At 58.5% G+C, this 22,302-nt stretch carries 18 protein-coding genes; 13 read left to right on the top strand and 5 right to left on the bottom strand.

What is annotated here, in order from left to right:
• Positions 1-98 precede the first annotated feature (98 nt).
• Positions 99-992 (top strand): LysR family transcriptional regulator, encoded by an 894-nt coding sequence (locus WIR04_RS19945; protein ID WP_338889253.1) that lies wholly within the window; start codon positions 99-101, stop codon positions 990-992.
• Between the two features lie 122 nt (positions 993-1,114).
• On the opposite strand, the gene WIR04_RS19950 is transcribed toward WIR04_RS19945, so the two are convergent.
• Complete coding sequence (locus WIR04_RS19950) at positions 1,115-1,627, bottom strand: hypothetical protein (protein ID WP_338889255.1); 513 nt, start codon at positions 1,625-1,627, stop codon at positions 1,115-1,117.
• Between the two features lie 185 nt (positions 1,628-1,812).
• On the opposite strand from WIR04_RS19950, the gene WIR04_RS19955 reads away from it, so the two are divergent.
• The 4 genes from WIR04_RS19955 to WIR04_RS19970 all read left to right on the top strand — a co-directional run bounded on the left by WIR04_RS19955 (position 1,813) and on the right by WIR04_RS19970 (position 6,079).
• A complete protein-coding gene (locus WIR04_RS19955; RefSeq protein ID WP_338889257.1) occupies positions 1,813-2,250 on the top strand; it encodes a DUF2846 domain-containing protein in 438 nt (145 codons plus the stop codon).
• A 103-nt stretch (positions 2,251-2,353) separates the two neighbouring features.
• Complete coding sequence (locus WIR04_RS19960; RefSeq protein WP_338889259.1) at positions 2,354-3,601, top strand: hypothetical protein; 1,248 nt, start codon at positions 2,354-2,356, stop codon at positions 3,599-3,601.
• Positions 3,602-3,608: 7 nt separating this feature from the next.
• On the top strand, positions 3,609-4,136 hold the full coding sequence (locus tag WIR04_RS19965; protein ID WP_338889261.1) for a hypothetical protein: 528 nt from the start codon (positions 3,609-3,611) through the stop codon (positions 4,134-4,136).
• A complete protein-coding gene (locus WIR04_RS19970; RefSeq protein ID WP_338889263.1) occupies positions 4,133-6,079 on the top strand; it encodes a hypothetical protein in 1,947 nt (648 codons plus the stop codon). The genes WIR04_RS19965 and WIR04_RS19970 overlap by 4 nt, the downstream gene beginning before the upstream one ends.
• 58 nt (positions 6,080-6,137) lie before the next feature.
• Here the strand turns inward: WIR04_RS19970 and uvrD are convergent, their stop codons facing one another.
• Positions 6,138-8,309, bottom strand: coding sequence for a DNA helicase II (gene uvrD, locus WIR04_RS19975; RefSeq protein ID WP_338889265.1), 2,172 nt, complete (start codon positions 8,307-8,309; stop codon positions 6,138-6,140).
• 409 nt (positions 8,310-8,718) lie between these two features.
• Here uvrD and WIR04_RS19980 point away from each other — a divergent pair, with 409 nt between their 5' ends.
• The 4 genes from WIR04_RS19980 to WIR04_RS19995 all read left to right on the top strand — a co-directional run bounded on the left by WIR04_RS19980 (position 8,719) and on the right by WIR04_RS19995 (position 13,676).
• On the top strand, positions 8,719-9,717 hold the full coding sequence (locus WIR04_RS19980) for a BMP family lipoprotein (RefSeq protein WP_025325298.1): 999 nt from the start codon (positions 8,719-8,721) through the stop codon (positions 9,715-9,717).
• Between the two features lie 97 nt (positions 9,718-9,814).
• The gene (locus WIR04_RS19985; protein WP_338889267.1) at positions 9,815-11,395 is read left to right on the top strand and encodes an ABC transporter ATP-binding protein; all 1,581 of its coding nucleotides are present in this window, start codon (positions 9,815-9,817) and stop codon (positions 11,393-11,395) included.
• A gap of 82 nt (positions 11,396-11,477) precedes the next feature.
• Positions 11,478-12,596, top strand: coding sequence for an ABC transporter permease (locus tag WIR04_RS19990; protein WP_307766070.1), 1,119 nt, complete (start codon positions 11,478-11,480; stop codon positions 12,594-12,596).
• A gap of 114 nt (positions 12,597-12,710) precedes the next feature.
• Positions 12,711-13,676: an ABC transporter permease gene (locus WIR04_RS19995; protein WP_025325295.1), complete on the top strand. Its 966-nt coding sequence runs from the start codon at positions 12,711-12,713 to the stop codon at positions 13,674-13,676.
• A 76-nt stretch (positions 13,677-13,752) separates the two neighbouring features.
• Here the strand turns inward: WIR04_RS19995 and WIR04_RS20000 are convergent, their stop codons facing one another.
• Both WIR04_RS20000 and WIR04_RS20005 read right to left on the bottom strand, forming a co-directional pair.
• Complete coding sequence (locus WIR04_RS20000; protein WP_338889272.1) at positions 13,753-14,934, bottom strand: M28 family metallopeptidase; 1,182 nt, start codon at positions 14,932-14,934, stop codon at positions 13,753-13,755.
• A 407-nt stretch (positions 14,935-15,341) separates the two neighbouring features.
• A complete protein-coding gene (locus tag WIR04_RS20005) occupies positions 15,342-16,247 on the bottom strand; it encodes a LysR substrate-binding domain-containing protein (protein WP_025325293.1) in 906 nt (301 codons plus the stop codon).
• A gap of 119 nt (positions 16,248-16,366) precedes the next feature.
• On the opposite strand from WIR04_RS20005, the gene WIR04_RS20010 reads away from it, so the two are divergent.
• From WIR04_RS20010 to WIR04_RS20020, 3 genes are all read left to right on the top strand, one after another.
• Entirely contained in the window at positions 16,367-17,494 is a 1,128-nt protein-coding gene (locus tag WIR04_RS20010; protein WP_025325292.1) for an S-(hydroxymethyl)glutathione dehydrogenase/class III alcohol dehydrogenase, read from the top strand.
• Positions 17,495-17,545: 51 nt separating this feature from the next.
• The gene (gene fghA / locus WIR04_RS20015) at positions 17,546-18,400 is read left to right on the top strand and encodes an S-formylglutathione hydrolase (protein WP_338889275.1); all 855 of its coding nucleotides are present in this window, start codon (positions 17,546-17,548) and stop codon (positions 18,398-18,400) included.
• Between the two features lie 78 nt (positions 18,401-18,478).
• Positions 18,479-18,985: a DinB family protein gene (locus WIR04_RS20020; protein ID WP_338889277.1), complete on the top strand. Its 507-nt coding sequence runs from the start codon at positions 18,479-18,481 to the stop codon at positions 18,983-18,985.
• A 69-nt stretch (positions 18,986-19,054) separates the two neighbouring features.
• On the opposite strand, the gene WIR04_RS20025 is transcribed toward WIR04_RS20020, so the two are convergent.
• Complete coding sequence (locus WIR04_RS20025) at positions 19,055-19,777, bottom strand: head GIN domain-containing protein (protein WP_338889280.1); 723 nt, start codon at positions 19,775-19,777, stop codon at positions 19,055-19,057.
• 339 nt (positions 19,778-20,116) lie between these two features.
• Between WIR04_RS20025 and ovoA the strand changes: the two genes are divergently transcribed.
• Entirely contained in the window at positions 20,117-22,267 is a 2,151-nt protein-coding gene (gene ovoA / locus WIR04_RS20030; protein WP_338889282.1) for a 5-histidylcysteine sulfoxide synthase, read from the top strand.
• The last annotated feature ends 35 nt before the right edge of the window (positions 22,268-22,302 follow it).

The following is a 22,302-nucleotide window of genomic DNA, read 5'->3' on the forward strand; positions in this document are numbered from 1 at the left end:
GGGGATGGGGGATGGACAGCCCCGGGATCCGCACTATTGTGATAAAAGTGCGCAATGATGGCGCCATCATTTACCAGTAGTGAATTAACGGGGGCAGGATGAACAAGATCACGGCGCTGAACGTCTTTCGCCGGGTGGTGGAGATGGGCACCTTCAGGGCGGCGGCGGACGACCTGCGCCTCTCCCAGGCGGCGGTCAGCAAGAACATCAACGAGCTGGAAGCCTTTCTCGGCATCGCCCTCATCAACCGCACCACAAGGCGGCTGAGCGTCACCGAATCGGGCATGGCCTACTACGGCCAGATATGCGCCGTGCTGGACAGCCTGGAGGCCGCCGACCAGTCCATCATGGCCGCCTCCTTCACCCCCAGGGGCAGACTGAGGATCGGCATGCCCATGTCCTACGGGCTGATCCGCCTCAACCCCCTTGTCTGCGACTTCCAGCGCCGCTACCCGGAGATCGGCATCGAGGTGATCCTGAGCGACGCCTACATGGATCTGGTGGATCAGGGGCTGGATCTGGTGATCCGGGGGGCAGGCACCCTGGAGGACTCCACCCTGCGCGCCAAACCCCTGTGCGAGGTGCAACGGGTGCTCTGCGCCGCCCCCGACTACCTGAAGCAGGCGGGCCAGCCCGCCCATCCTGAGGATCTCAAGGCCCACAACTGCCTGCGCTACAGCCTCTCCTCCTCCCCCAACAAGTGGTTCTTCACCCGAGACGCGGAGAGCCTGGCGGTGGAGCTGCCCCCCGCCAGCTTCTGCGCCAACAACGGCATCGCCCTGAAACAGGCGGCGGTGCAAGGGCTCGGGGTGATCCTGGTGCCCAAAGAGTTCGTGTCGAGCGAACTGGCAGACGGCACCCTGGTTAGACTGCTCCCCGACTGGCAACCCGACCCCCACGCCCTGTTCGCCGTCTACCCCTTCCATAAAGAACAGTCCCGAAACGTCCGGCTCTTTATCGAATTTATCGTCAAGGCGTTTCAGCTGAGGTGAGCCCAACAGGCGGGATCTTGGTTTTTTTTCCTGTCGGAACCCGCCTGCATGTAGGTTCGATTAGCGAAGCGTAATCGGACGATCGCGTAATCGGACGATCACCTCATCGGTCGATTCCCTGGCTACCGTCCGTCGTCCAGGATGACGCCCCCTGCCTGTGTTGCCGACGTATCCGCAAATAGTCGCCTGCCAAGCTGGCGGATCAGCAGCAGCGGCGCCAGCAGGGTGAGCAGCAGCCAATGGGTGTGGGGCAGGATAAAGGTCCGGATGATCTCGTGGGGCAGCCAGGTCGATGCGGTTGCCGTCATAAAGGCGATGTCATAGGTCTGCCACAACCAGAGCCCGGCAAAGAGCGGCAACAACAGCGGGCGGGGCGTCAGTAAGAACAGCGGCCAGAAGAGAGTGCCCAGAAGGGTACCCAGCTTCAGCATGGGCAGAGCCAGCTCGGCAAAGGTATTTCCTTGATAGGAGCCGCCCCACACAAGGAATGCATTGTCTGTCAGCGTTGGCCACCAGGAAGCGTACTGGAACAGAGCGAACGAGAGGGCAAACAGCAGGCTGGTCAGCAGCGCCAGCGCCGCTTTTCGCAACAACCACAACCCCAGCCGTCGCAGTGTCGACATCCACTTAGACATTAATGACTCCCATCTGGTAACGGGGCAGTATGCCGCGGTTCGCCGCACCGTCCAAGTGCCGCACCATGCCGGTTAATTGTCGGAATATTGAATCCCGTCACACCGGCGGTGGTTTGAGTAGTTGCCCGGTAACAAAGCCTCATGCGAACCTTTAAACCCCGTTAACCCACTCAAACCAAACCACTATGTTCAGGCAAATATTGATGAGTGCTGCCCTGCTGTCGGCGGCGCTGCTTTCCGGTTGTGCTTCCGTACCCATGGCCGATGCCACCGCAGACGCGCAGGCCAAGCAGTTTGTGGCGCCCAAGGATGCGGCCAACCTCTATATCTATCGCAACGAGACCTTCGGCACAGCCGTTAAAATGCCGGTGCTGGTGGATGGTATGGCGGTCGGTGATACCGTGGCCCACAGCTATATCCTCAAGCAGGTGACGCCGGGCAGCCACACCATCACCTCCAAGTCGGAGAACGACGCCACCCTGACCCTCAGCACCGAGGCGGGTAAAAACTACTACGTCTGGCAGGAGGTCAAAATGGGCCTGCTGATGGCCCGCTCCAAGCTGAGCCAGGTCAGTGAAGAGGAAGGCAAGCAAGGGGTGATGGAGAGCAATCTTGTGAAGTGAATTTTTAGAATCCGGTAGTTGTCATTACTTGAAAACGCTTCATGTGAGCCCGAATAAACGGTAGACTCATTTAAATTTAACAATAATATCAATAGCTAGATGTATGACAGAGATTATCAATAGAGAGGCTGCAAGTACTTCAGGGAAAGGGTTACTATTCCAAAAGTACAGAGCTGTTTTCAGATTGTTAGATAGTATTTCTAAAACTACAGAGCAAATTTATTGTGCTACTGAGTTTATCGAGGATTCTTTGGTAATTCATGAAGAGGCTAATTCTGCGTACAGCCTTGAGGAAAACAAGCATTATTCATCATCTTTAAGCTTTAATAGCTCTGCTATAAAAAATACGCTTGTCGCCTTTTGTGACCAATACTTTCATTTGTTAGAGGATAGTCAGTCATTAAATTTCTCGATGTATTGTTCTGCAAAATTAGCTGATGAAAGCATTGATAATAAACTAATAGTATCATTAGATCCTAATTACCTACCAACATCACAATGTAAAACATCATTTTCTATCCTCAAAAAATTATCATCAGATTTAGAATTATCAGAAACGGAAATATTAATTGCTAGAGCTCTTTTTGAAGAGGAGTATGTAAAGCAATATACATTTATAGATGGAGATGGTAGCAAAGTTATAGGTGGAAAAAGCACAAAGGTTAAATCTTGGTCAAATGACGAGTTTTATAATTTCATAAAGTCAATAAATTTTGATTTCGAGGTGACGTCAATTTCAGGCTATGAAGATTTGGTTCTAGAGAAAATTCGTGAGGCTAGATTTTTCAGTTATAAGCATGATGGCCTAGAAAGTTTCATCTTATCAGGGTTGGTGAACCTTTTTGATAAAAGGCAAATGAATGAGCACAAGTTGTCTAGATTCGTAAATACATCTGATGTTGAACTGGTGTTTACAAAAATTGCTACTAGTCAGAATGAGCTGAAACCTATAGATCCTACGTTTGAAATGTTCTCAGAAATTGAAATGGAATCATCTAGAAATCTTGAGGATAAATATTGTTCTGTACTGGATAGTGTACCGCCAAAATACATTTCAAGATTAAATAGGCGTGCTAGTTCATCTAGGAAGAATGAAGATCTTTTTGGGAAGGGTTATGCAGCTTTAAGATTTCGCATATATGATTTTTGCGAAGAGTACATGGATTCTAAAATTGAAAAAAGAAAGCATAGTCGAGATGAGCTTGATGCACACTTGGACTCAATGACAGAGCTGTGCATCACTAAGTTAAACTCACTTAAATGTACCTATGATATTAAAATGATTGATCGAGATAATATACAAGGTGTGATATTATCATTAATAGATGACTGTTATTTGGCTTATGATTGATATAGCTATGGATGATAAAAATAAAAGGCGTGTTAGCTTCATATCTGGTGAGGATTTTTATTATATTACGTACTTGTCTTTGTTGACTATATATCAGTTGGCTCCAAGAGGTAGTGGTGTTTTCAAGGATCATAGGAAAATATCATTCATTGCCCAGATTATATCTAAGAATACGATAATAAATACACTCATGAGGTATAAAAATACAGAGATCGTTAATGTCGACGACAAGGATTTTATTTTTTCATGTTTTAACAAGGGTTTTTTACATCAAAGGGATACATTAAAAATATTGCGTTCGCTGGAGAAAAAAGGCGTAATTTCTTTAATGAGAACGGCTCAGCCAGAAGTGTTTGATGTATTTATAGACATTAAAAAAAACAAAGCTTTCTTTGAGTCACTATTCCCTGTTAACTTGTTTGACAATGAAATAAGTAATTTGTTTAAGTTTAAAGAGTTGAATCCGACAGTTAATCGTACTGGGTTGGATAGATTCATTGGAATGGTTTTTAAAAATTGTGGCGTTGAATTATGAGCACCTTGAAAATACATCGACTTAACTATTACGGAGATAAATATTACTTCGAGTCTCCTATAATGGATGATGAAAATATCTTTATATTGGAGGCACCTAATGGGTGCGGTAAAACTACATTCTTCAATCTTCTGTATTTTGGCTTAGGTGGTAAAGTTTCTATATTCAACAAAGGAAGTTCAGAAACTCATTCTGAGATAGTGAATGACAGTAATAATTATGTAGAGTTGATTATTAAAATTGAAGGTGTTGCCTATACTCTCATAAGAAAAATGAATGAAAACATAATATCAGTAATAAGTGATAGTCGAGATATATACATATCCGGTGAGAATTACGGAAAAGCCACCTCATTTAAAATAAATAGAAATACAAGTGCTGATATTATTTTTTCAGATTGGATATTAGATGAGCTAAACATTCCTTCTATCGAACTGTATAACGCAGGGCATCAGTTTAAGCTTGGTTTTACTGATATCATGAGACTGGTATATCATAACCAAGGTTCCGATATTAAGGAAATATATAAGCCGGCAGATGATGCCAATTATATATCAGACTCTAAATATCTTAGAAAAGCTATATTTGAAATATTGGTTGGCAAAGCTATGATGAGCCTTTATAAGGCTCAGGGGTCAATGAAAAGAAAGCAATCTGACTATGAAGCCGCATCCGCTATATTTAGAGAGTTCCAGTTAATAGTTAATGAGTTGATTAGTCAGCTTGGTTTGAAAGAGATAATGAATGATGTTTTCCTTAAAAAGGAAATAAATATATTGGAAGAGAGGATCGTATATAACCAAGAGCGAAAAAACAAATTACTTAGAGATAAAGTTAGTTCTGTAGATAACACAGCAGTCATTGATGATAACAAAAGACGAGTAATCTCTCTAGAGAAAAGAGTTAGTTTTTTGAGCCAACAGTTAGACTTTTTGTTGAATAAAAAGCAAACTCTAAATAGTGTTTTATTAAGTATTTATGATGATGTTTCAAGAATTCAAAAAATAATTCATACTCATCAGCAGTTAGAGCTATTTACTCCCGATACATGTCCATATTGTCTAAAAACAGTCGAACGGCCTACTAATAAGTGTGTTTGTGGTAGTCATGTTGAGGAGGATGAATATCGAAGATATTTCTACAATCCCAACGAGTACCTGTCTTTACTGAAGAGTAAAATAAAAAGTTCTGAGACAGTTAAGTCATCTATAGCCGATATGGGTGAAGATATTTTTAGGGTTGAAGGGCTGCTGAATGCACAAAAAGATAAATTGAATTCGGTGTATGCTGAGCTCGGCTCATTATTGGAAAACATTGATATAATTACATCTTATTCATCCATAGAGAATATAGATCAAGAGATCTTTAATGATAAAGATAAATTAAATGTCCTTTTACAGGCAAACAAACTAGAAGAGCGGCTCAAGACCTATGAGCAACGTAAAGAGTCCGTTGGGCTTGAACTTAAAAGAGCTAAAGCGGTAGTAGAGAAATTAGAGGCTGATGCAAAACTTGAGCTTTTGAATCAGATTACGTCATTCAGTAAAAAATATAACTCACTCATGACTCATAGCCTCAGTGATTGTAGAAAGGCAATTATTAGTGATGATAATTACATGCCAGTTATCAATGATGGGAGTTATAAAGAAGCTAGTGCTGGCGTTCATCGTAGATTACTCTACTTTGTGACTCTTCTAGCTCTTTCATTAAATGAGGAAATCCCATTTCCTAGATTGCTGTTGATAGATACGCCAGAGAATATTGGTATTGATAAAGACCAACTGGACATTCTTTTGGAAACTCTAATAAGTCTCGAAAATAGACTTAACAAGGATTATCAAATTATTCTTTCCACTGGTGTAGGAAAATATCCTAAAACAATGGACAAATATGTAAGAATGAGGCTGAGTAAGTCAAATATGCTCTTAATAAAGAGAGGTTAGATTTGGCTTTAAGTCAGTGAGGAACCCCCCTCTCAAAGGAGAGGGGTTATGAAAAAAGTTACAATGCCTCCAATCTGGCATACGCCGTCACCAGCCACTTGGCGCCGACGTCGTCGAACTGGATCTGCACCCGGCTCTGCTGGCCGACCCCTTCGAAGTTGAGCACTATCCCTTCCCCAAATTTCGGATGGAGCACCCGCTGGCCGAGCTTGATGCCGCTGGCGTCGAAGCTCTGCTGCACCTCGTTCTGGCTGAAGCGGCCGTACTGGGTGGGGCGGCTCACCTGGGTGCGCAGCCGGATCTCTTCCAGACACTCGGCAGGCATCTCGCGGATAAAGCGGCTCGGCTTGTGGAACATCTCCCGGCCGTAGATGCGGCGGCTCTCGGCATAACAGATGTAGAGCTTCTCCATGGCGCGGGTCATGCCCACGTAACAGAGGCGGCGCTCCTCTTCCAGCCGGCCCGACTCCTCGGTGGATTGCTGGCTGGGGAACATGCCCTCCTCCACGCCGACCAGCAGCACCAGCGGGAACTCCAGCCCCTTGGCGCTGTGCAAGGTCATCAGCTGCACCGCATCGGCATATTCGTCCGCCTGATTCTCGCCGGATTCCAGCGCCGCGTGGGCGAGGAAGGCGGAGAGATCGCTCATGTCTTCCAGCTCGTCCGGGCGCTGGTACTGGCGGCAGGCGGTGACCAGTTCGTCCAGGTTCTCTACCCGTGCCTGGGACTTCTCGCCTTTTTCCGCCAGATACATCGCCTTGAGGCCAGAATTCTGGATGGCGATATCCGCCTGCTGGTGCAGGGGCAGCATGCCAACCTGCTCCTCCAGCGCATCGATGAGATCGACAAAGCCGCGCACCGCATTGCCGGCGCGGCCGGTCAGTACCTTGTCGTTGAGCAGGGTCTTGGCCGATTGCCAGAGGTTCTGGCCCTGATCCCGGGCGTTGTTGCGCAATATCTCCAGGGTGCGATCGCCGATGCCCCGGGTCGGGGTGTTGACCACCCGCTCGAAGCTGGCGTCATCGCCTCTGTTGTTGATAAGGCGCAGGTAGGCCATGGCGTCCTTGATCTCCTGGCGCTCGAAGAAGCGCAGGCCGCCGTAGATGCGATAGGGCATGGCGTCCTGCATCAGCGCCTCTTCCAGCACCCGGGACTGGGCGTTGGAGCGATAGAGGATGGCGCAGTCGGCCAAGAGGCCGCCCTTTTCCTTCCAGTCCTTGAGACGGCCCACCACGAAACGGGCCTCGTCCACCTCGTTGAAGGCGGCGTAGAGGGAAATGGGGTCGCCCTCGGCCCCCTCGGTCCAGAGCTCCTTGCCGAGGCGCTCGGCGTTGTTGGCGATGACGCTGTTGGCGGCTTTGAGGATATTGGCGGTGGAGCGGTAGTTCTGCTCCAGGCGAATGGTCTCGGCCCCCTGATAGTCGGTCAGGAAGCGCTGGATGTTCTCTATCTTGGCGCCGCGCCAGCCGTAGATGGACTGGTCATCGTCGCCGACGATCATCACCTTGCCGGATTCCCCTGCCAGCATCCGCAGCCAGGCGTACTGGATGCCGTTGGTGTCCTGGAACTCGTCCACCAGTATGTTCTGGAAGCGGTCGCGGTAGTGCTCGAGGATGTGCGGCCTGTTCAGCCACAGCTCGTGGGCGCGCAGCAGGAGTTCTGCGAAGTCCACCAGCCCGGAGCGATCGCAGGTCTCCTGGTAGGTCTTGTAGATCTGCTGATAGGTGCGGGTGACGGGGTCGCCGTAGAGGTCGATGTCGCCGGGGCGCAGCCCCTCGTCTTTCTTGCCGTTGATGTAGCCCATCACGGCGCGGGGGGCCCAGTGCTTCTCGTCGAGGTTGAGCGCCTTGAGCACCCGGCGGATCAGGCGGTACTGGTCGTCGGAGTCGAGGATCTGGAAGTCCTGGGGCAGGCCCGCATCCAGATGGTGGGCCCGCAGCAGGCGGTGGGCGATGCCGTGGAAGGTGCCTATCCACATGCCGCGCACCCCGTCGCCAATCACCTTCTCGACCCGGCCGCGCATCTCGGCCGCCGCCTTGTTGGTAAAGGTCACGGCGATGATGGAGAAGGGTGAGCAACGCTCCACCTGCATCAGCCAGGCGATACGGTGCACCAGCACCCGTGTCTTGCCCGAGCCGGCGCCTGCCAGCACCAGCAGATTGCTGCGAGGGGCCGCCACCGCGTCTCTTTGCTTGTCGTTGAGCCCGTCGAGCAGGGTTGAAACGTCCATCACCACTCCTGTTTATTTATACAGGCGGCGATTATACGGCCTGAGCGGCCAGAGACCAAGTCGAGGTGCGGCGCCCGTGCCCCCCTGCCGACAGAAGCGGCCTGGCGGCCTGATCTGGTGCCGATAGAAACCACTTTTTTCATCGCCTCAGGAAAACGCTTGCGCATAACTTCATGAATACAATAGCAAATGTCGTTTGACGCCTATTAATCGCAGCATTTAACTCTGCAAACAAACCTAAAAACAAACACTTATAAAGCAATTTGCTTATATTTCAAACCGTTAACGCAAACGTTTTTCCTCTATGATCCCCTTGACCCACAGGCTGGCTCACTTACAGTTAGCCAGCGTGCTTTATGACCTGCCAAGACAGGTTGTGGACCCTCACATAACAATCAAGGATACGATCGTGACTAAAGTGCTCAAGCTGGCCACCGTGGCCGCCCTCACCCTCGCTGCCCTTTCTGCCCAGGCAGCCTCCGAGCCCGCCGTCATCTATGACACCGCAGGCAAATTCGACAAGTCCTTCAACGAAGCCGTGTTCCGCAACGGCGTCGAAGTCTACAACAAGGACAAAGGCGTCAAGGTCAAGGAGTTCGAGCCCCAGAACGAAGCCCAGCGCGAGCAGGGCCTGCGTCGTCTGGCCAGCCGTGGCAACGGCCCCATCGTCGCCGTCGGCTTCAACATGGGCTCTGCGGTAGAGAAGGTGGCCACCGAGTTCCCGAACACCCAGTTCACCATCATCGACATGGTGGTCGACAAGCCGAACGTCCAGTCCCTCATCTTCAAGGAGCATGAAGGTTCCTTCCTGGTGGGTGCCCTGGCGGCCATCGCCTCCAAGACCGGCAAGGTCGGCTTCGTGGGCGGCATGGACATCCCGCTGATCCGCAAGTTCCAGTGCGGCTATGAGCAGGGCGCCAAGTACATCAATCCGAAGATCGACGTCTATCAGAACATGACCGGCTCCACCCCGGCCGCCTTCGCCGACCCGGCCAAGGGTGCGGAACTGGCCAAGTCCCAGTTCGCCAAGGGCGCCGACGTTGTCTATGCCGCCGCCGGCGGTACCGGCATCGGTGTCTACCAGGCTGCCAAGGACGAAGGCAAGTTCGCCATCGGCGTGGATTCCAACCAGAACCACCTGCAGCCGGGCACCATGCTGACCTCCATGGTCAAGTCGGTCGGTCTGGCCGCGTACAAGAGCTGGGATGATGCCGCCAAGGGCAGCTGGAAGCCGGGTATCCAGTCCCTGGGTCTGGCCGAAGGCGGTGTTGACTGGGCGCTGGACGAAAACAACGCCAAGCTGATCACCCCGGAGATGAAAGCCAAGGTCGAAAGCATCAAGGCCGACATCATCGCCGGCAAGATCAAGGTGCACGACTACATGAGCGACAACTCCTGCAAGTACTGATACTGCAAGTACCGAGTCTCTGCTACGACTCTCAATCCAGACCGGCCCGCACGGGCCGGTTTTTAGTCTCTACTTCATGACCCGCAAGGACTGCATCATGGACCAGACAGATCGCTATGCCATCGAATTAAGAGGTATCGATAAGCGCTTTGGCGAAGTGTACGCCAACAAGCAGATCGACCTTCAGGTTCGTAAAGGCAGCATTCACGGCATCGTCGGCGAAAATGGCGCCGGCAAGTCGACCCTGATGAGCATCATCTACGGCTTCTATCACGCCGACAAAGGCGAGATGCTCATCGACGGCAACCCCTTCAAACCCCATGGCTCACAAGATGCGATTGCCGCAGGGGTGGGCATGGTGCACCAGCACTTTATGCTGGTGAACAATTTTACTGTTTTAGAAAACGTGATCCTCGGCGCGGAAAACGGCTGGCACCTGGGCAAGAGCCTGGCGGCGGCCGAGAAACTGCTCGGCGAGCTGGCCCGGGACTATGGTCTCGAGGTGCCGCTGCACGAGAAGATCGAGGATCTGCCGGTGGGCCTGCAACAGCGGGTCGAGATCCTCAAGGCGCTCTATCGCGGCGCCCGCATCCTGATCCTCGACGAACCCACCGGGGTGCTGACCCCGCAAGAGGCGGATCACCTGTTCGAGGTGCTGAAAAAGCTGCGGGATCAGGGCGCGACCATCATCCTCATCACCCACAAACTGCGGGAGATCCTGGCCATCACGGATCAGGTCTCCATCATGCGCCGGGGCGAGATGGTGGCCCACGTCGCCACCAGGGACACCGACAAGGAGCAGCTCGCCGAGCTGATGGTGGGCCGCAAGGTGCGCCTCAAGGTCGACAAGGGCACCGCCCAGCCGGGCGAGGCCAAGCTCAAGGTCGATGGTCTCTCTTACGTCGATGACGCCGGGGTGGAACGGGTCAAGTCCGTCAGCTTCGCGGTGCGGGCCGGGGAAGTTGTCGGTATCGCCGGGGTCTCGGGCAACGGTCAGTCCGAGCTGCTCAGCCTGCTCGGCGGCATCCTCAAGCCCAGCAAGGGCAGCTTCACCATCATCGGAGAGGCCCAGACCCACGAGGTGAGCCTGACCCATCCGGCCGATCCGGAGCGGGTGCGCAACTTCGGCCTCGGCCACATCCCCGAAGACAGGCATAAGATGGGACTGATCAATCGCTTCGAGGCGAAAGAGGCCTTCATCCTCGGTTATCACCGCCGCCCGCAATACAACAAGGGCTGGCTGCAGGACAAGGAGGCGATCCGTCAGGATTGCCAGGCCAAGATGGAGAAGTGGGACGTGCGCCCGCCGAGCCCGGAACACAAGACCGCGAACTTCTCCGGCGGCAACCAGCAGAAACTGGTGATCGCCCGGGAAGTGGAGCAGGACCCGGATGTGCTGCTGGTTGGCCAGCCGACTCGCGGCGTCGACATCGGCGCCATCGAGTACATCCACCAGCAGATCATCGCCATGCGCGACAAGGGCAAGGCGGTGCTGCTGGTGTCGGTGGAGCTCGACGAGATCATGAGCCTGTCCGACCGCATCCTGGTCATCGCCGACGGCCGCATCGTCGGCGAGCTGGACGGTGCCAGGGCGGATGAGCGCACCATAGGTCTTATGATGGCGAATATCGTTCCCGACGAGGTGGCGGCAAGCCAACCCGAAGGAGCCGCATCATGAACCAGGTATCCTGCCGTAAAACATGGGGTCTGATGATGGTCAACACACCAGTGCCGGACGAGATTGCCAAGGAGGCCCACTGATGAGCCAAGTACGTATTCCTGCCTGGATCTCCGTGGGCGTGCTGCCCGCGGTCAATATCCTGCTGGCCTTCCTGGTGTCGGCCATCCTGTTCTATTACCTCGACATCAACCCGGTCGATGCCGCCGAGATCATGTGGTACGGCGCCTTCGGCACCGGCGAGGGGATAGGCTTCACCCTCTACTACGCCACCGGCTTCATCTTCACCGGTCTGGCGGTGGCGGTGGCCTTCCACGCTGGCCTGTTCAACATCGGCGGTGAGGGCCAGGCCTATATCGGCGGCCTGGGCGTGGGGCTGGTCTGTCTGCTGCTCGGTGACGTGCTGCCGTTCGCGCTCTTGCTGCCGCTCGCCATCATAGCCGGTGGCCTGTTCGGCGCGGCCTGGGCCTTCATCCCGGCCTGGCTGCAAGCCAAGCGAGGCAGCCACATCGTCATCACCACCATCATGTTCAACTTCATCGCCGCCTCCCTGATGGCCTACCTGCTGGTGGACGTCTTCAAGCCGCCAGGATCCATGGCCACCGAGAGCAAGGTGTTCGCCGTGGCGAGCTGGCTGCCGAAGATGAGCGAGCTGGCGGCCGGTTTCGGTGTGACCATGCCGAACAGCCCGCTGAACATCAGCTTCTTCTGGGCGCTGATCTGTGCGGCCCTGGTGTGGGTCTTCATCTGGCATACCCGCTGGGGCTACGAGATCCGCTCGGTGGGGGCCAGTCAGAGCGCCTCCGCCTATGCGGGCATCTCCTACCCCAAGGTGGTGATCCTGGCCATGGTGATCTCCGGCATGCTGGCGGGCTTCTTCGCCCTCAACGTGCTGCAGGGTGAGCTGCACCAGATCAAGCTCAACTTCGTGGAAGGCTTCGGCTTCACCGGCATAGCGGTGGCCCTGATGGGTCGCAACCACCCGGTCGGCGTCATCATCGCCAGCCTGCTGTTCGGCTTCCTCTATCAGGGTGGCGCCGAGCTCAGCTTCGAGTTCGGGGTGGATCGCAACATAGTGGTGGTGCTGCAGGGTCTGGTGATCCTGTTCTGCGGCGCCCTCGAGCACATGCTGCGTCCGCGCATCGAGCAGGCCTACCTGGCGTTTGCCAACCGCTCAACCGCACAAGTGAAGGGAGTCTGATCATGTTCGAAATGCTGATCCTGATGCTGGACGCGACCATTCGTACAGCACCGCCCCTGATCCTGGCTGCCATGGATGACAGGAATGTTTTGCGAGCCGAAGGGAGTCCAAGCCATGTTTGAAATGTTGATCCTGATGCTGGACGCGACTATTCGTACCGCGCCGCCGCTCATTCTGGCGGCCATGGCGGGCATGTTTTGCGAACGCTCCGGGGTGGTCAACATCGCCCTGGAGGGCAAGCTGCTGGCGGCGGCCTTCGCCAGTGCGGCCGCGGCCGCCGTCTCCGGCTCCGCCTGGATTGGGCTGGGTGCCGGGGTGGGGGTTTCCATCCTGTTCGCCCTGCTGCACGGCTTCGCCACCATCACCCACCGCGGTGATCAGGTGGTGAGCGGCATGGCCATCAACATACTGGCGGCCGGTCTGACCGTGACCCTGGGCCGTTACTGGTTCGATCAGGGCGGCCAGACCCCGGCGCTCTCCGGCGATGCCCGCTTCGCCCCCATCGACCTGCCCTTCGCCAAGGAGCTCTATGACGTGCCCGTCATCGGCCAGCTCTACAGCGAGCTCCTGAGCGGTCACTCCCTGCTGGAGTACGTGGCCTTCGCCGCAGTTCCCCTGGCCTGGTGGGTGCTGTTCCGCACCCGCTTCGGCCTGCGGCTGCGGGCGGTGGGCGAGGCCCCGGCGGCGGTGGATACCGCAGGTATCTCGGTGGTGCGGATGCGCTACACAGCGCTCATCATCGGTGGCCTGCTGGCCGGGATCGGGGGCACCTATCTGGCGGTGGCCCAGACCGCCCAGTTCATCCCCAACATGAGCGCGGGCAAGGGCTTCATGGCACTGGCGGCGCTGGTGTTTGGCAAGTGGCGTCCCTGGAATGCCATGGCGGCCTGTCTGCTGTTCGGCTTCCTCGACGCCGTCGCCATCCGGTTGCAGGGGGTCAGCATCGGCGACTTCCCGATCCCGGTGCAGGCGATAGAGGCGCTGCCCTACATCTTGACGGTGTTCCTGCTGGCTGGCTTCATCGGCAAGGCGGTGGCGCCCAAGGCGCTCGGTACCCCTTACGTCAAGGAACGGGAATAGCTTCCCGTCCATGCACAGAATGTAAAAAGGCCCACGAAAGTGGGCCTTTTTTTGCGTGGCTATGGCCCCTGGCGCCTCAGTTTATCTTGCCCATCTCGATGGCGAAGCTGGTTGCCAGCTGGGCAAACTTGAGGGCGTGGGCGGCCGAGGGATCAGAGTTCTGCAAGGTGTCCTGGGCGGTGTGGATCTTGGGGTTGTAGTCGTTGAAGCGCGACTCGAACGGCATGGCGGCCGGGTAGCCCTGATTGTGCCAGGAGGCGTGATCCGAGCAGCCGTAGCCGCAGCTGTCGTAGCCATAGCGGATCTGGGGCAGATAGGTGTCGAGCAGCTGGGCCAGATAGCCGGTCAGCCCCTGGTCGGTGTAGTCGGTCATGAAGACGATGTCTTCCGCCGAGCCCTGATAGTTGGTCATGTCCAGCTGCAACGCCGCCAGCACCTTGGTGTTGGCCGCCCTGTAGCGGGTGGCGATGTCCTTGGAGCCACGCAGCCCCACCTCTTCCGCCGCATAGCCGATGAACTGCAGGGTGCGCTCCGGCTGGCGGCCCTGCTCGGCGATGACCCGCAGCACCTCGGTCAGGGTAGCGATGCCGGAGGCATCGTCGTCGGCCCCCGGCGCCAGGGTGCGGCTGTTGGGGGCCGACCCCGCTGTGGAGTCGAGGTGACCGCCGAGCACCACCACTTCATCCGGGTAGCGACTGCCCTTGAGGGTCAGCACCACGGATTGCTGCGGGTAGCCGCTGTGCTTGACCCGGCTGACGCTGGCCCAGGGCAGGGTCGCGCTCAGACTCTGCCACTGGCCGGCCACCCAGTCTGCCGACTGCACCCCTGTGGTGGTGGTGTAGTAGCGGTTGCGCCAGCTGGCGAGCTGGCTGATGGTGCCGACTATGTTGCCCTGATCCAGATAGGGCAGCAGCCGGTTGACGCTGGCCCCTTGAGTCAGCGGCGGGGCGCTGAACAGGTTCTGGCTGATGGGCTGGGCCATGCTCTGCAGGGCGTCGGCCAGGGTGCTGTGCACCACGTAACCGCCGCAGCGCTGGTGCCCTTCGTGCATCAGGTGCGAGAGGGTGCCGAGTTCGCTCGCCTCGACCTGGGCCAGCTGGATAGGGGCGCCGCTGGCGCTGAACAGGGGGGCCAGCCTGGCCTTGACCTGCTTGAGTTCGACACCGCTGTCGGCGCCGACCGTGATCCAGACGGGTTCGGCGGCCTGTGCGGCGAGGGGCAGCAGGGGGAGCAAGAGGGCGGTCAACAAGGGTTTCATATCGGATCCTTCCAGATAGAGTGGCGGGCAACTGTGCCAAATGGGTGTCATAAGACGACTGGCCCAGTCTAGCCAAGGGTGGTTGCGTGTGGGTTTGCCCATCTGGAGTGGCCATCCCCCCGTCCGGTGGGGGCCGCTGCAGGATCTGCTGTCTACTGCGCCGGTACCAGGGAAGCGGGCGGAGCTTTGTGCTGGTGAGGGAGTCCCACACAGCGTGCCCGCCGGACAGGGCGACAACAGCCCAGGCTGGGGGGCTGACAAAGGGAGCCAAACTGTGCCATGTCGGCGCGGGTAGCCGAGGGGGCATCCATGATGACGCCCCTAGCGGCGATGACCTGCTTCAGGACTGGCCCTCCAACACCCAATGGGGACAGCGCCTTTATGGGAAGCATGTTGTCATCAGAGCGTCAGCCGATGGGGCGCACCAGCGCCGGCTGGGCGGGATCGCTCAGCCGCTCGGCGAGGTAGTCCACCAGCAGCCGTACCTTGGGGGAGAGGTGGCGGTTGTGGGGATAGAGGGCCCAGATCCCCTCCTGCGGAGCCCGCAGCTCCGGCAGCAGTTCGATAAGCTCCCCTCGGGCCAGGTGCTCGCTCACGTAGTAGTCCGGCAGCTGGATGATGCCGATCCCCTTGAGCGCCGCGTCCAGCAGGGCGTGACCGCTGTTGCAGTGGAGCAGGCCGCGCACCCGCACGCTGTGGGGTTTACCGTCCAGGGTGAAGTGCCATTCGTCGCCATTGCCCACCAGGCAGTGGTGGCGGGCCAGCTCGGAGAGGCTGTTGGGCATGCCGTGACGGGCGGTATAGGCGGGGGAGGCGCACACATAGGGCACCCGCTGCGCCAGCTTGCGGGCCACCAGGGTCGAGTCCTTGAGGTGGCCGAGGCGGATCGCCAGATCGAACCCCTCGTGCACCAGATCCAGCAACTGGTTGGTGAGGTTGAGGGTCACCTCCAGCTGGGGGAAGCGCACCATGAAGTCGTTCACTAGCGGCGCTATGCGGCTCTCGCCGTAGGAGACCGGGGCCGTGATGCGCAGGGTGCCCTGGGGCACGGCCTGATGGCGCCCCAGTGCCAGCTCCGCCTCGTAGAGGTTGTCCAGCAGCTGGCGACAGTGGCGAAAGTAGATCTCCCCGAGCTCGGTGAGCCGCACCTGGCGGGTGGTGCGCAGCAGCAGCTTGGCCTGCAGCCTGTCCTCCAGCTGCGCCACCTGGCGGCTCACCTGGGCCACCGAGACCCCCAGCTTACGGGCGGCCGGAGTAAAGCCCCCCTGCTCCGCCACGCTGACAAATTCACAGACCCCTTCCCAGCCGAACATTATTACCTATGTGTAAAAGTGATTTGATACTTAGCCTTATTATCACCAAATCGGCGGGAAACTACACTGAATGTCCGAACCCATTTCCGTTCACCCACACAACCACGAGGACATCATTCATGGCACAGGTTCAGAGCATCAAGTGCAAGGCCGCCATCGCCTGGGGCCCCGGTCAGCCCCTCTCCATCGAAGAGGTCGAGGTCATGCCACCCCAGGCCGGCGAGGTGCGGGTGCGGATCGTCGCCACCGGCGTCTGCCACACCGATGCCTTCACCCTGTCCGGCGAAGATCCGGAAGGGGTCTTCCCCTGCATCCTGGGCCATGAGGGGGGCGGCATCGTCGAGTCCGTCGGCGAGGGCGTCACCAGCGTCAAGGTGGGGGATCACGTGATCCCGCTCTACACCCCCGAGTGCGGCGAGTGCAAATTCTGCAAATCCGGCAAGACCAACCTCTGCCAGAAGATCCGCGCCACCCAGGGCAAGGGGCTGATGCCGGACGGCACCACCCGCTTCTCCAAGGACGGCCAGCCCATCTATCACTACATGGGCACCTCCACCTTCAGCGAATACACTGTGCTACCCGAGATCTCCATCGCCAAGGTGGACCCGGCCGCCCCGCTGGAAGAGGTCTGCCTGCTGGGTTGCGGCGTCACCACCGGCATCGGTGCCGTGATGAATACCGCCAAGGTCAAAGAGGGTGAGAGCGTCGCCATCTTCGGGCTGGGGGGCATCGGCCTCTCCGCCGTGATCGGTGCCCGCCTGGCCAAGGCCGGCCGCATCATCGCCATCGACATCAACGAGAGCAAGTTCGAACTGGCCCGCAAGCTCGGCGCCACCGACTGCATCAACCCGAACGATTACGACAAGCCCATCCAGGAGGTGATCGTCGAGATGACCGATGGCGGCGTCGACTTCTCCTTCGAGTGCATCGGCAACGTCAAGGTGATGCGCGCGGCGCTGGAGTGCTGCCACAAGGGCTGGGGCGAGTCGGTCATCATAGGGGTGGCCGGTGCCGGTCAGGAGATCAGCACCCGTCCCTTCCAGCTGGTCACCGGCCGGGTCTGGCGCGGCAGCGCCTTCGGCGGGGTGCGCGGTCGCAGCGAGCTGCCGAGCTATGTGCAGCGCTACATGCAGGGGGAGTTCCGCCTGGACGACTTCATCACCCACACCATGCCGCTGGAGCAGATCAACGAGGCCTTCGATCTGATGCACGAAGGCAAGAGCATCCGCACCGTCATCCACTACTGATCCCATGAGAGCCCCGCCCATCGATGAATGGGCGGGGCGAGGAGTCCTTCGATGAATCTGGACATCATCAGCAGCAACAAGAGCTTCGGCGGCTGGCACAAGCAGTATCGCCACCCCTCCACCGTACTAGGCTGCGAGATGCGCTTCGCCATCTACCTGCCGCCCCAGGCCCTCACCGGCCAGAAAGTGCCGGTGCTCTACTGGCTCTCCGGCCTCACCTGCACCGACGAGAACTTCATGCAGAAGGCGGGGGCCCAGCGCATCGCCGCCGAGCTCGGCATCGCCCTGGTGGCACCGGACACCAGCCCGCGCGGCGAGGGGGTACCGGACGATCCCGGTTACGATCTCGGCATGGGGGCAGGCTTCTATGTCAACGCCACCCAGCACCCCTGGCGGGATCACTACCAGATGTATGACTATGTCACCCGGGAGCTGCCCGAGCTCATCGAGACCCACTTCCCGGTCTCCACCAGGCGCGCCATCAGCGGCCACTCCATGGGGGGCCACGGGGCGCTCATCGCCGCGTTGCGCGAACCCGGCCGCTACCGCTCGGTGTCGGCCTTCAGCCCCATCAGCCACCCGAGCCGCGCCCCCTGGGGCCAGAAGGCCCTCGGCGCCTATCTCGGCAACAACCCCTTGCTGTGGCAGGAGTGGGACAGCTGCCAGCTGCTGCGCCACCACGACAGCCAGCCCCTGCCGACCCGGGTAGACGTGGGACTGGACGATCCCTTCCTGGCGGAGCAACTCGGCATAGACGCCCTGGCCGAGATCGCAACCGCCAAGGAGTGGCCCCTGGCGCTCCATCGCCATGCCGGCTATGACCACAGCTACTACTTCGTGGCGAGCTTCATCGAGGAGCACCTGCGCTTTCATGCCAGCCACCTGGGCGAGCCGGCCCAGGGCTGACCAGGGGCCAGACAGGCCCCCATGGTCGCCCGCCCCTCATCAGCGGGCGGCCATAAACAAGGGAACAGGGAGACAAGGATGACGATCTTCACCACGCTGCTGGCCATGCCGGACCAGTTCGAACGACTGCTGGCACAGGTGCCCGCCGACCAGCTGGACTGGGAACCCGCCAACTGGGCCGGGACCCCAGCCGAGCGCTTCAGCGCCCGGGGGCACCTCTGCCACCTGCTGGACATAGAGACCCAGGGCTATCAGCTGCGCTTTCGCCGCACCCTGGAAGAGAGCCTGCCGGCGCTTGCCTCCCTCGATGGTTATCAGCTGGCGCGAGACAACCATTACCCGTTGCAGGATACCGCTGTGCAGCTGGACCGCTTTCGCACCGCCCGCATGCAGACAGTGGACTGGCTCAAGGCGCTGCCCTCCAGCGCCTGGGCGCGGCGCGCCCGCTATGGCGACTATGGCGAGGTGACCCTGGACGGTCTGGTGCGCCTGCTCGTCAGCCACGACCACCAGCACCTCGCCGGCATGCAGTGGCTGTTGATGCGGCTCAACGCGGATCTGCGCCTCGCACTCCCTCTCGAGTGAGGCGCGCCGCTCATAACCCTTCATGAAAAAAGGCCCCGTCGGGGCCTTTCTCATCTTGGTGCATTCAGGTCAGCTCCCCCGCCGGTTCACCAGACCCGAGCCCGCTATCTCGCTGCTCAGCTCGGGCTCCCCCCAGTAACTGACCGAGCCAGAACCGGCGATCTCTATCTTGAGCCGCTCCTGCACCCTGACCTCCACCTCGCCGCTGCCCGCAATATTGACGTCGGCCTCCTGGCTCAGCAGCCGTGCCCCCAGCACGCCCCCCGAACCTGCGATGTTGAGCTCCATGGCCCTGGCAGAGCCGGTCCCCAGATCCAGGCTCCCCAGACCGGCGATGTTGCCCTCCAGCCGGTTCAGCTCCAGCCCGCTGGCCACTATGTCACCCGTGCCCGCCACCGACAGCACCAGCTCATCCCCCTTGAAGTCACGCAGCTCGCCATTGCCGGTGCCCGCCAGCGCCAGCTCATGGAGCTCGGGCAGGGTGATGGTGATCTCCAGCGGCTCGGTGGGGGCCAGCCGATAGCCCTCCTTCACCTCTATCTCCAGCTTGTCGTCCCGCTCGGTCAGATCCAGGTAGGGCAGCAGGTTCCCCTGTCCCCGGATGTGGATGCCCCTCGCCTCCCCCGCCACCAGATGGATATTGGCGGGCACCCCGGCCAGCACCCGGGTCACCTCCCGACCCAGGGGGTGCTGCTGCTCCACCAGGGCCCCGGCCCCGCTCACCTTGACATCGTCCTGCCAGCTGCAGCCACTCAGCCCCAGGGCCAGCACGGCTCCCATCATCCATCTCATCGTCACTCTCCTCGTTGTGTATTGGCAAACGCGACCCCTTGGTCCACGCAGCCTGGTGAAGGGGCGATTGCAAACCACATGCCAGAGGGTCAAACCTATGATTTTCAACTTAAAATCAGATTTCACGCTCACGCTCCCCTTCATTTAGAGAGCCATTCAGACCATAAGTTGGTCAAACTCACCATGCCCGAACGGGGGGAGACGGCCCGCCGGCAGGGCCAGCCGCCGCCGGGAGAGGAAGTTTTTGGTTGCCGCCCCGGTCTGTTGAGCCAATAGTGATACCTTGTGCGTATAGAGCTCTCCACCGTGCATTTGTCACTGCCAACAAGGAGTCAGAGCGTGACCCAAGTCAGCCATTCATTCGCCAGCCCAGACGGCCTGCCAGCCCCGACCCGTACCCCGCTGCTCGGCGGCGACGATCCCGAGCACAAGCGCCGCGAGCTGCTCGACTACTTCTGTCAGACCTTCGACCTCTACGACTCACTGTTCGATTGCCTGGCCGATGAGCGGGCCTGGTTCAACAAGGCGATCCCCCTGCGCCACCCCCTCATCTTCTACTACGGCCACACCGCCGCCTTCTTCGTCAACAAGCTGCTGGCGGCCAACCTCATCGACCGGCGCCTCGATCCCCGCATCGAGGCCATGGTGGCCATAGGGGTGGACGAGATGAGCTGGGACGATCTGGACGAGACCCACTACGACTGGCCCGCTGTGGCCGAACTGCGCGACTACCGTGACCGCGTGCGCGCCCTGGTGTGTGATTTCATCGAACGTATGCCGCTGACCCTGCCCATCGACTGGCAGAGCCCGGCCTGGGTCATCCTGATGGGCATAGAGCACGAGCGCATCCACCTGGAGACCTCCAGCGTGCTGATCCGCCAGTTGCCCCTGGCCTGGGTGCAGCCGCAGCCCTATTGGCCCGCCTGCACCCAGGCCCGCCACAGACGCGACCAGGTGCCCGCCAACAGCCTGCTGCCGGTGGCAGGAGGTCGGGTGCGCCTCGGCAAGCAGGACGCCACCTACGGCTGGGACAACGAATATGGCGAGCGCCACATCGAACTGGCCCCCTTCCAGGCCAGCCGCATGCTGGTGAGCAACGCCGAGTACTTCCCCTTCGTGCAGGCCGGCGGCTATGAGACCCGGGCCTGGTGGGACGACGAGGGCTGGGGCTGGTGCCAGTATGCAAAAGTGCGCATGCCCAGCTTCTGGGTCGGCGACCCCAGCGAGCCCGAGCAACTGCAACTGCGGCTGATGACCGGGCAGGCCCCCCTGCCCTGGGACTGGCCGGTGGAGGTGAACCAGCTGGAGGCCGCCGCCTTCTGCCGCTGGAAGGCGGCCCAGACCGGCCTGCCCATACAGCTGCCGAGCGAGGGGGAGTGGATGCTGCTGCGCGAGCAGGTGCCCGACGATCAGCCGGACTGGCTGGAAGCCCCCGGCAATATCAACCTGGCCCGCTTCGCCTCCTCCTGCCCGGTGGATGCCTGCCCCCAGGGCGACTTCTTCGATCTGGTGGGCAACGTCTGGCAGTGGACCAGCACCGCCATCGACGGTTTCGAGGGGTTCAAGGTGCACCCCCTCTACGACGATTTCTCCACCCCCACCTTCGATGGCAAGCACAGCCTCATCAAGGGCGGCAGCTGGATAAGCACCGGCAACGAGGCGCTCAAGTCGTCCCGCTACGCCTTCCGCCGCCACTTCTTCCAGCATGCGGGCTTCCGCTATCTGGTCTCACGCTATCAGGAAGCCATCACAGTGAATCCTTATGAAACCGACGCCCTGGTGGCGCAATACCTCGACTTCCAGTACGGCCCGACCCACTTCGGGGTGGCCAACTACGCCAGCACCCTGGCCAGCCTCGCCAGCGAGCTGTGCAGCCGCCATGAGCGGGCGCTGGACATCGGCTGCGCCACCGGCCGCGCCAGCTTCGAGCTGGCCCGCCACTTCCAGCACGTGGACGGGGTGGACTACTCGGCCCGCTTCATCGACGTGGCGCTCGCCCTTGCCAGCCAGGACAGCTTCCGCTATGCCCTGCCCCTGGAGGGGGATCTGGTGGAGTATTGCGAGGCGCGCCTCTCCAGCCATGATCTGGGCCCTGAGCAGGCCGAACGGGTTCACTTCAGCCAGGGGGATGCCTGCAACCTCAAGCCCAAGTACGAGCACTACGATCTGGTGCTCGCCTCCAACCTGATCGACCGGCTGCGGGAGCCCGCCCGCTTCCTGCGGGACATTGCTCCGCGCCTTCGCAGCGGCGGCCTGCTGGTGCTCACCAGCCCCTACACCTGGCTGACCGACTACACCCCCAAGGCGAACTGGCTCGGCGGCATCCGGGAAAACGGCGAGGCCCTCTCCACCCATCAGGCACTGCAACGGCTGCTGGCGGCGGAGTTCGAGGAGCTATGCCCGCCGAGAGACGTGCCCTTCGTCATCCGCGAAACCGCCCGCAAGCACCAGCACACTGTGGCCCAGCTCACCGTCTGGCGCAAACGCTGACGACGCGGCAAACGAAAGAGGGAGGCCCATGGCCT

The sequence above is a fragment of the Aeromonas rivipollensis genome, from assembly GCF_037811135.1.
Classification (GTDB): Bacteria; Pseudomonadota; Gammaproteobacteria; order Enterobacterales; family Aeromonadaceae; genus Aeromonas; species Aeromonas rivipollensis.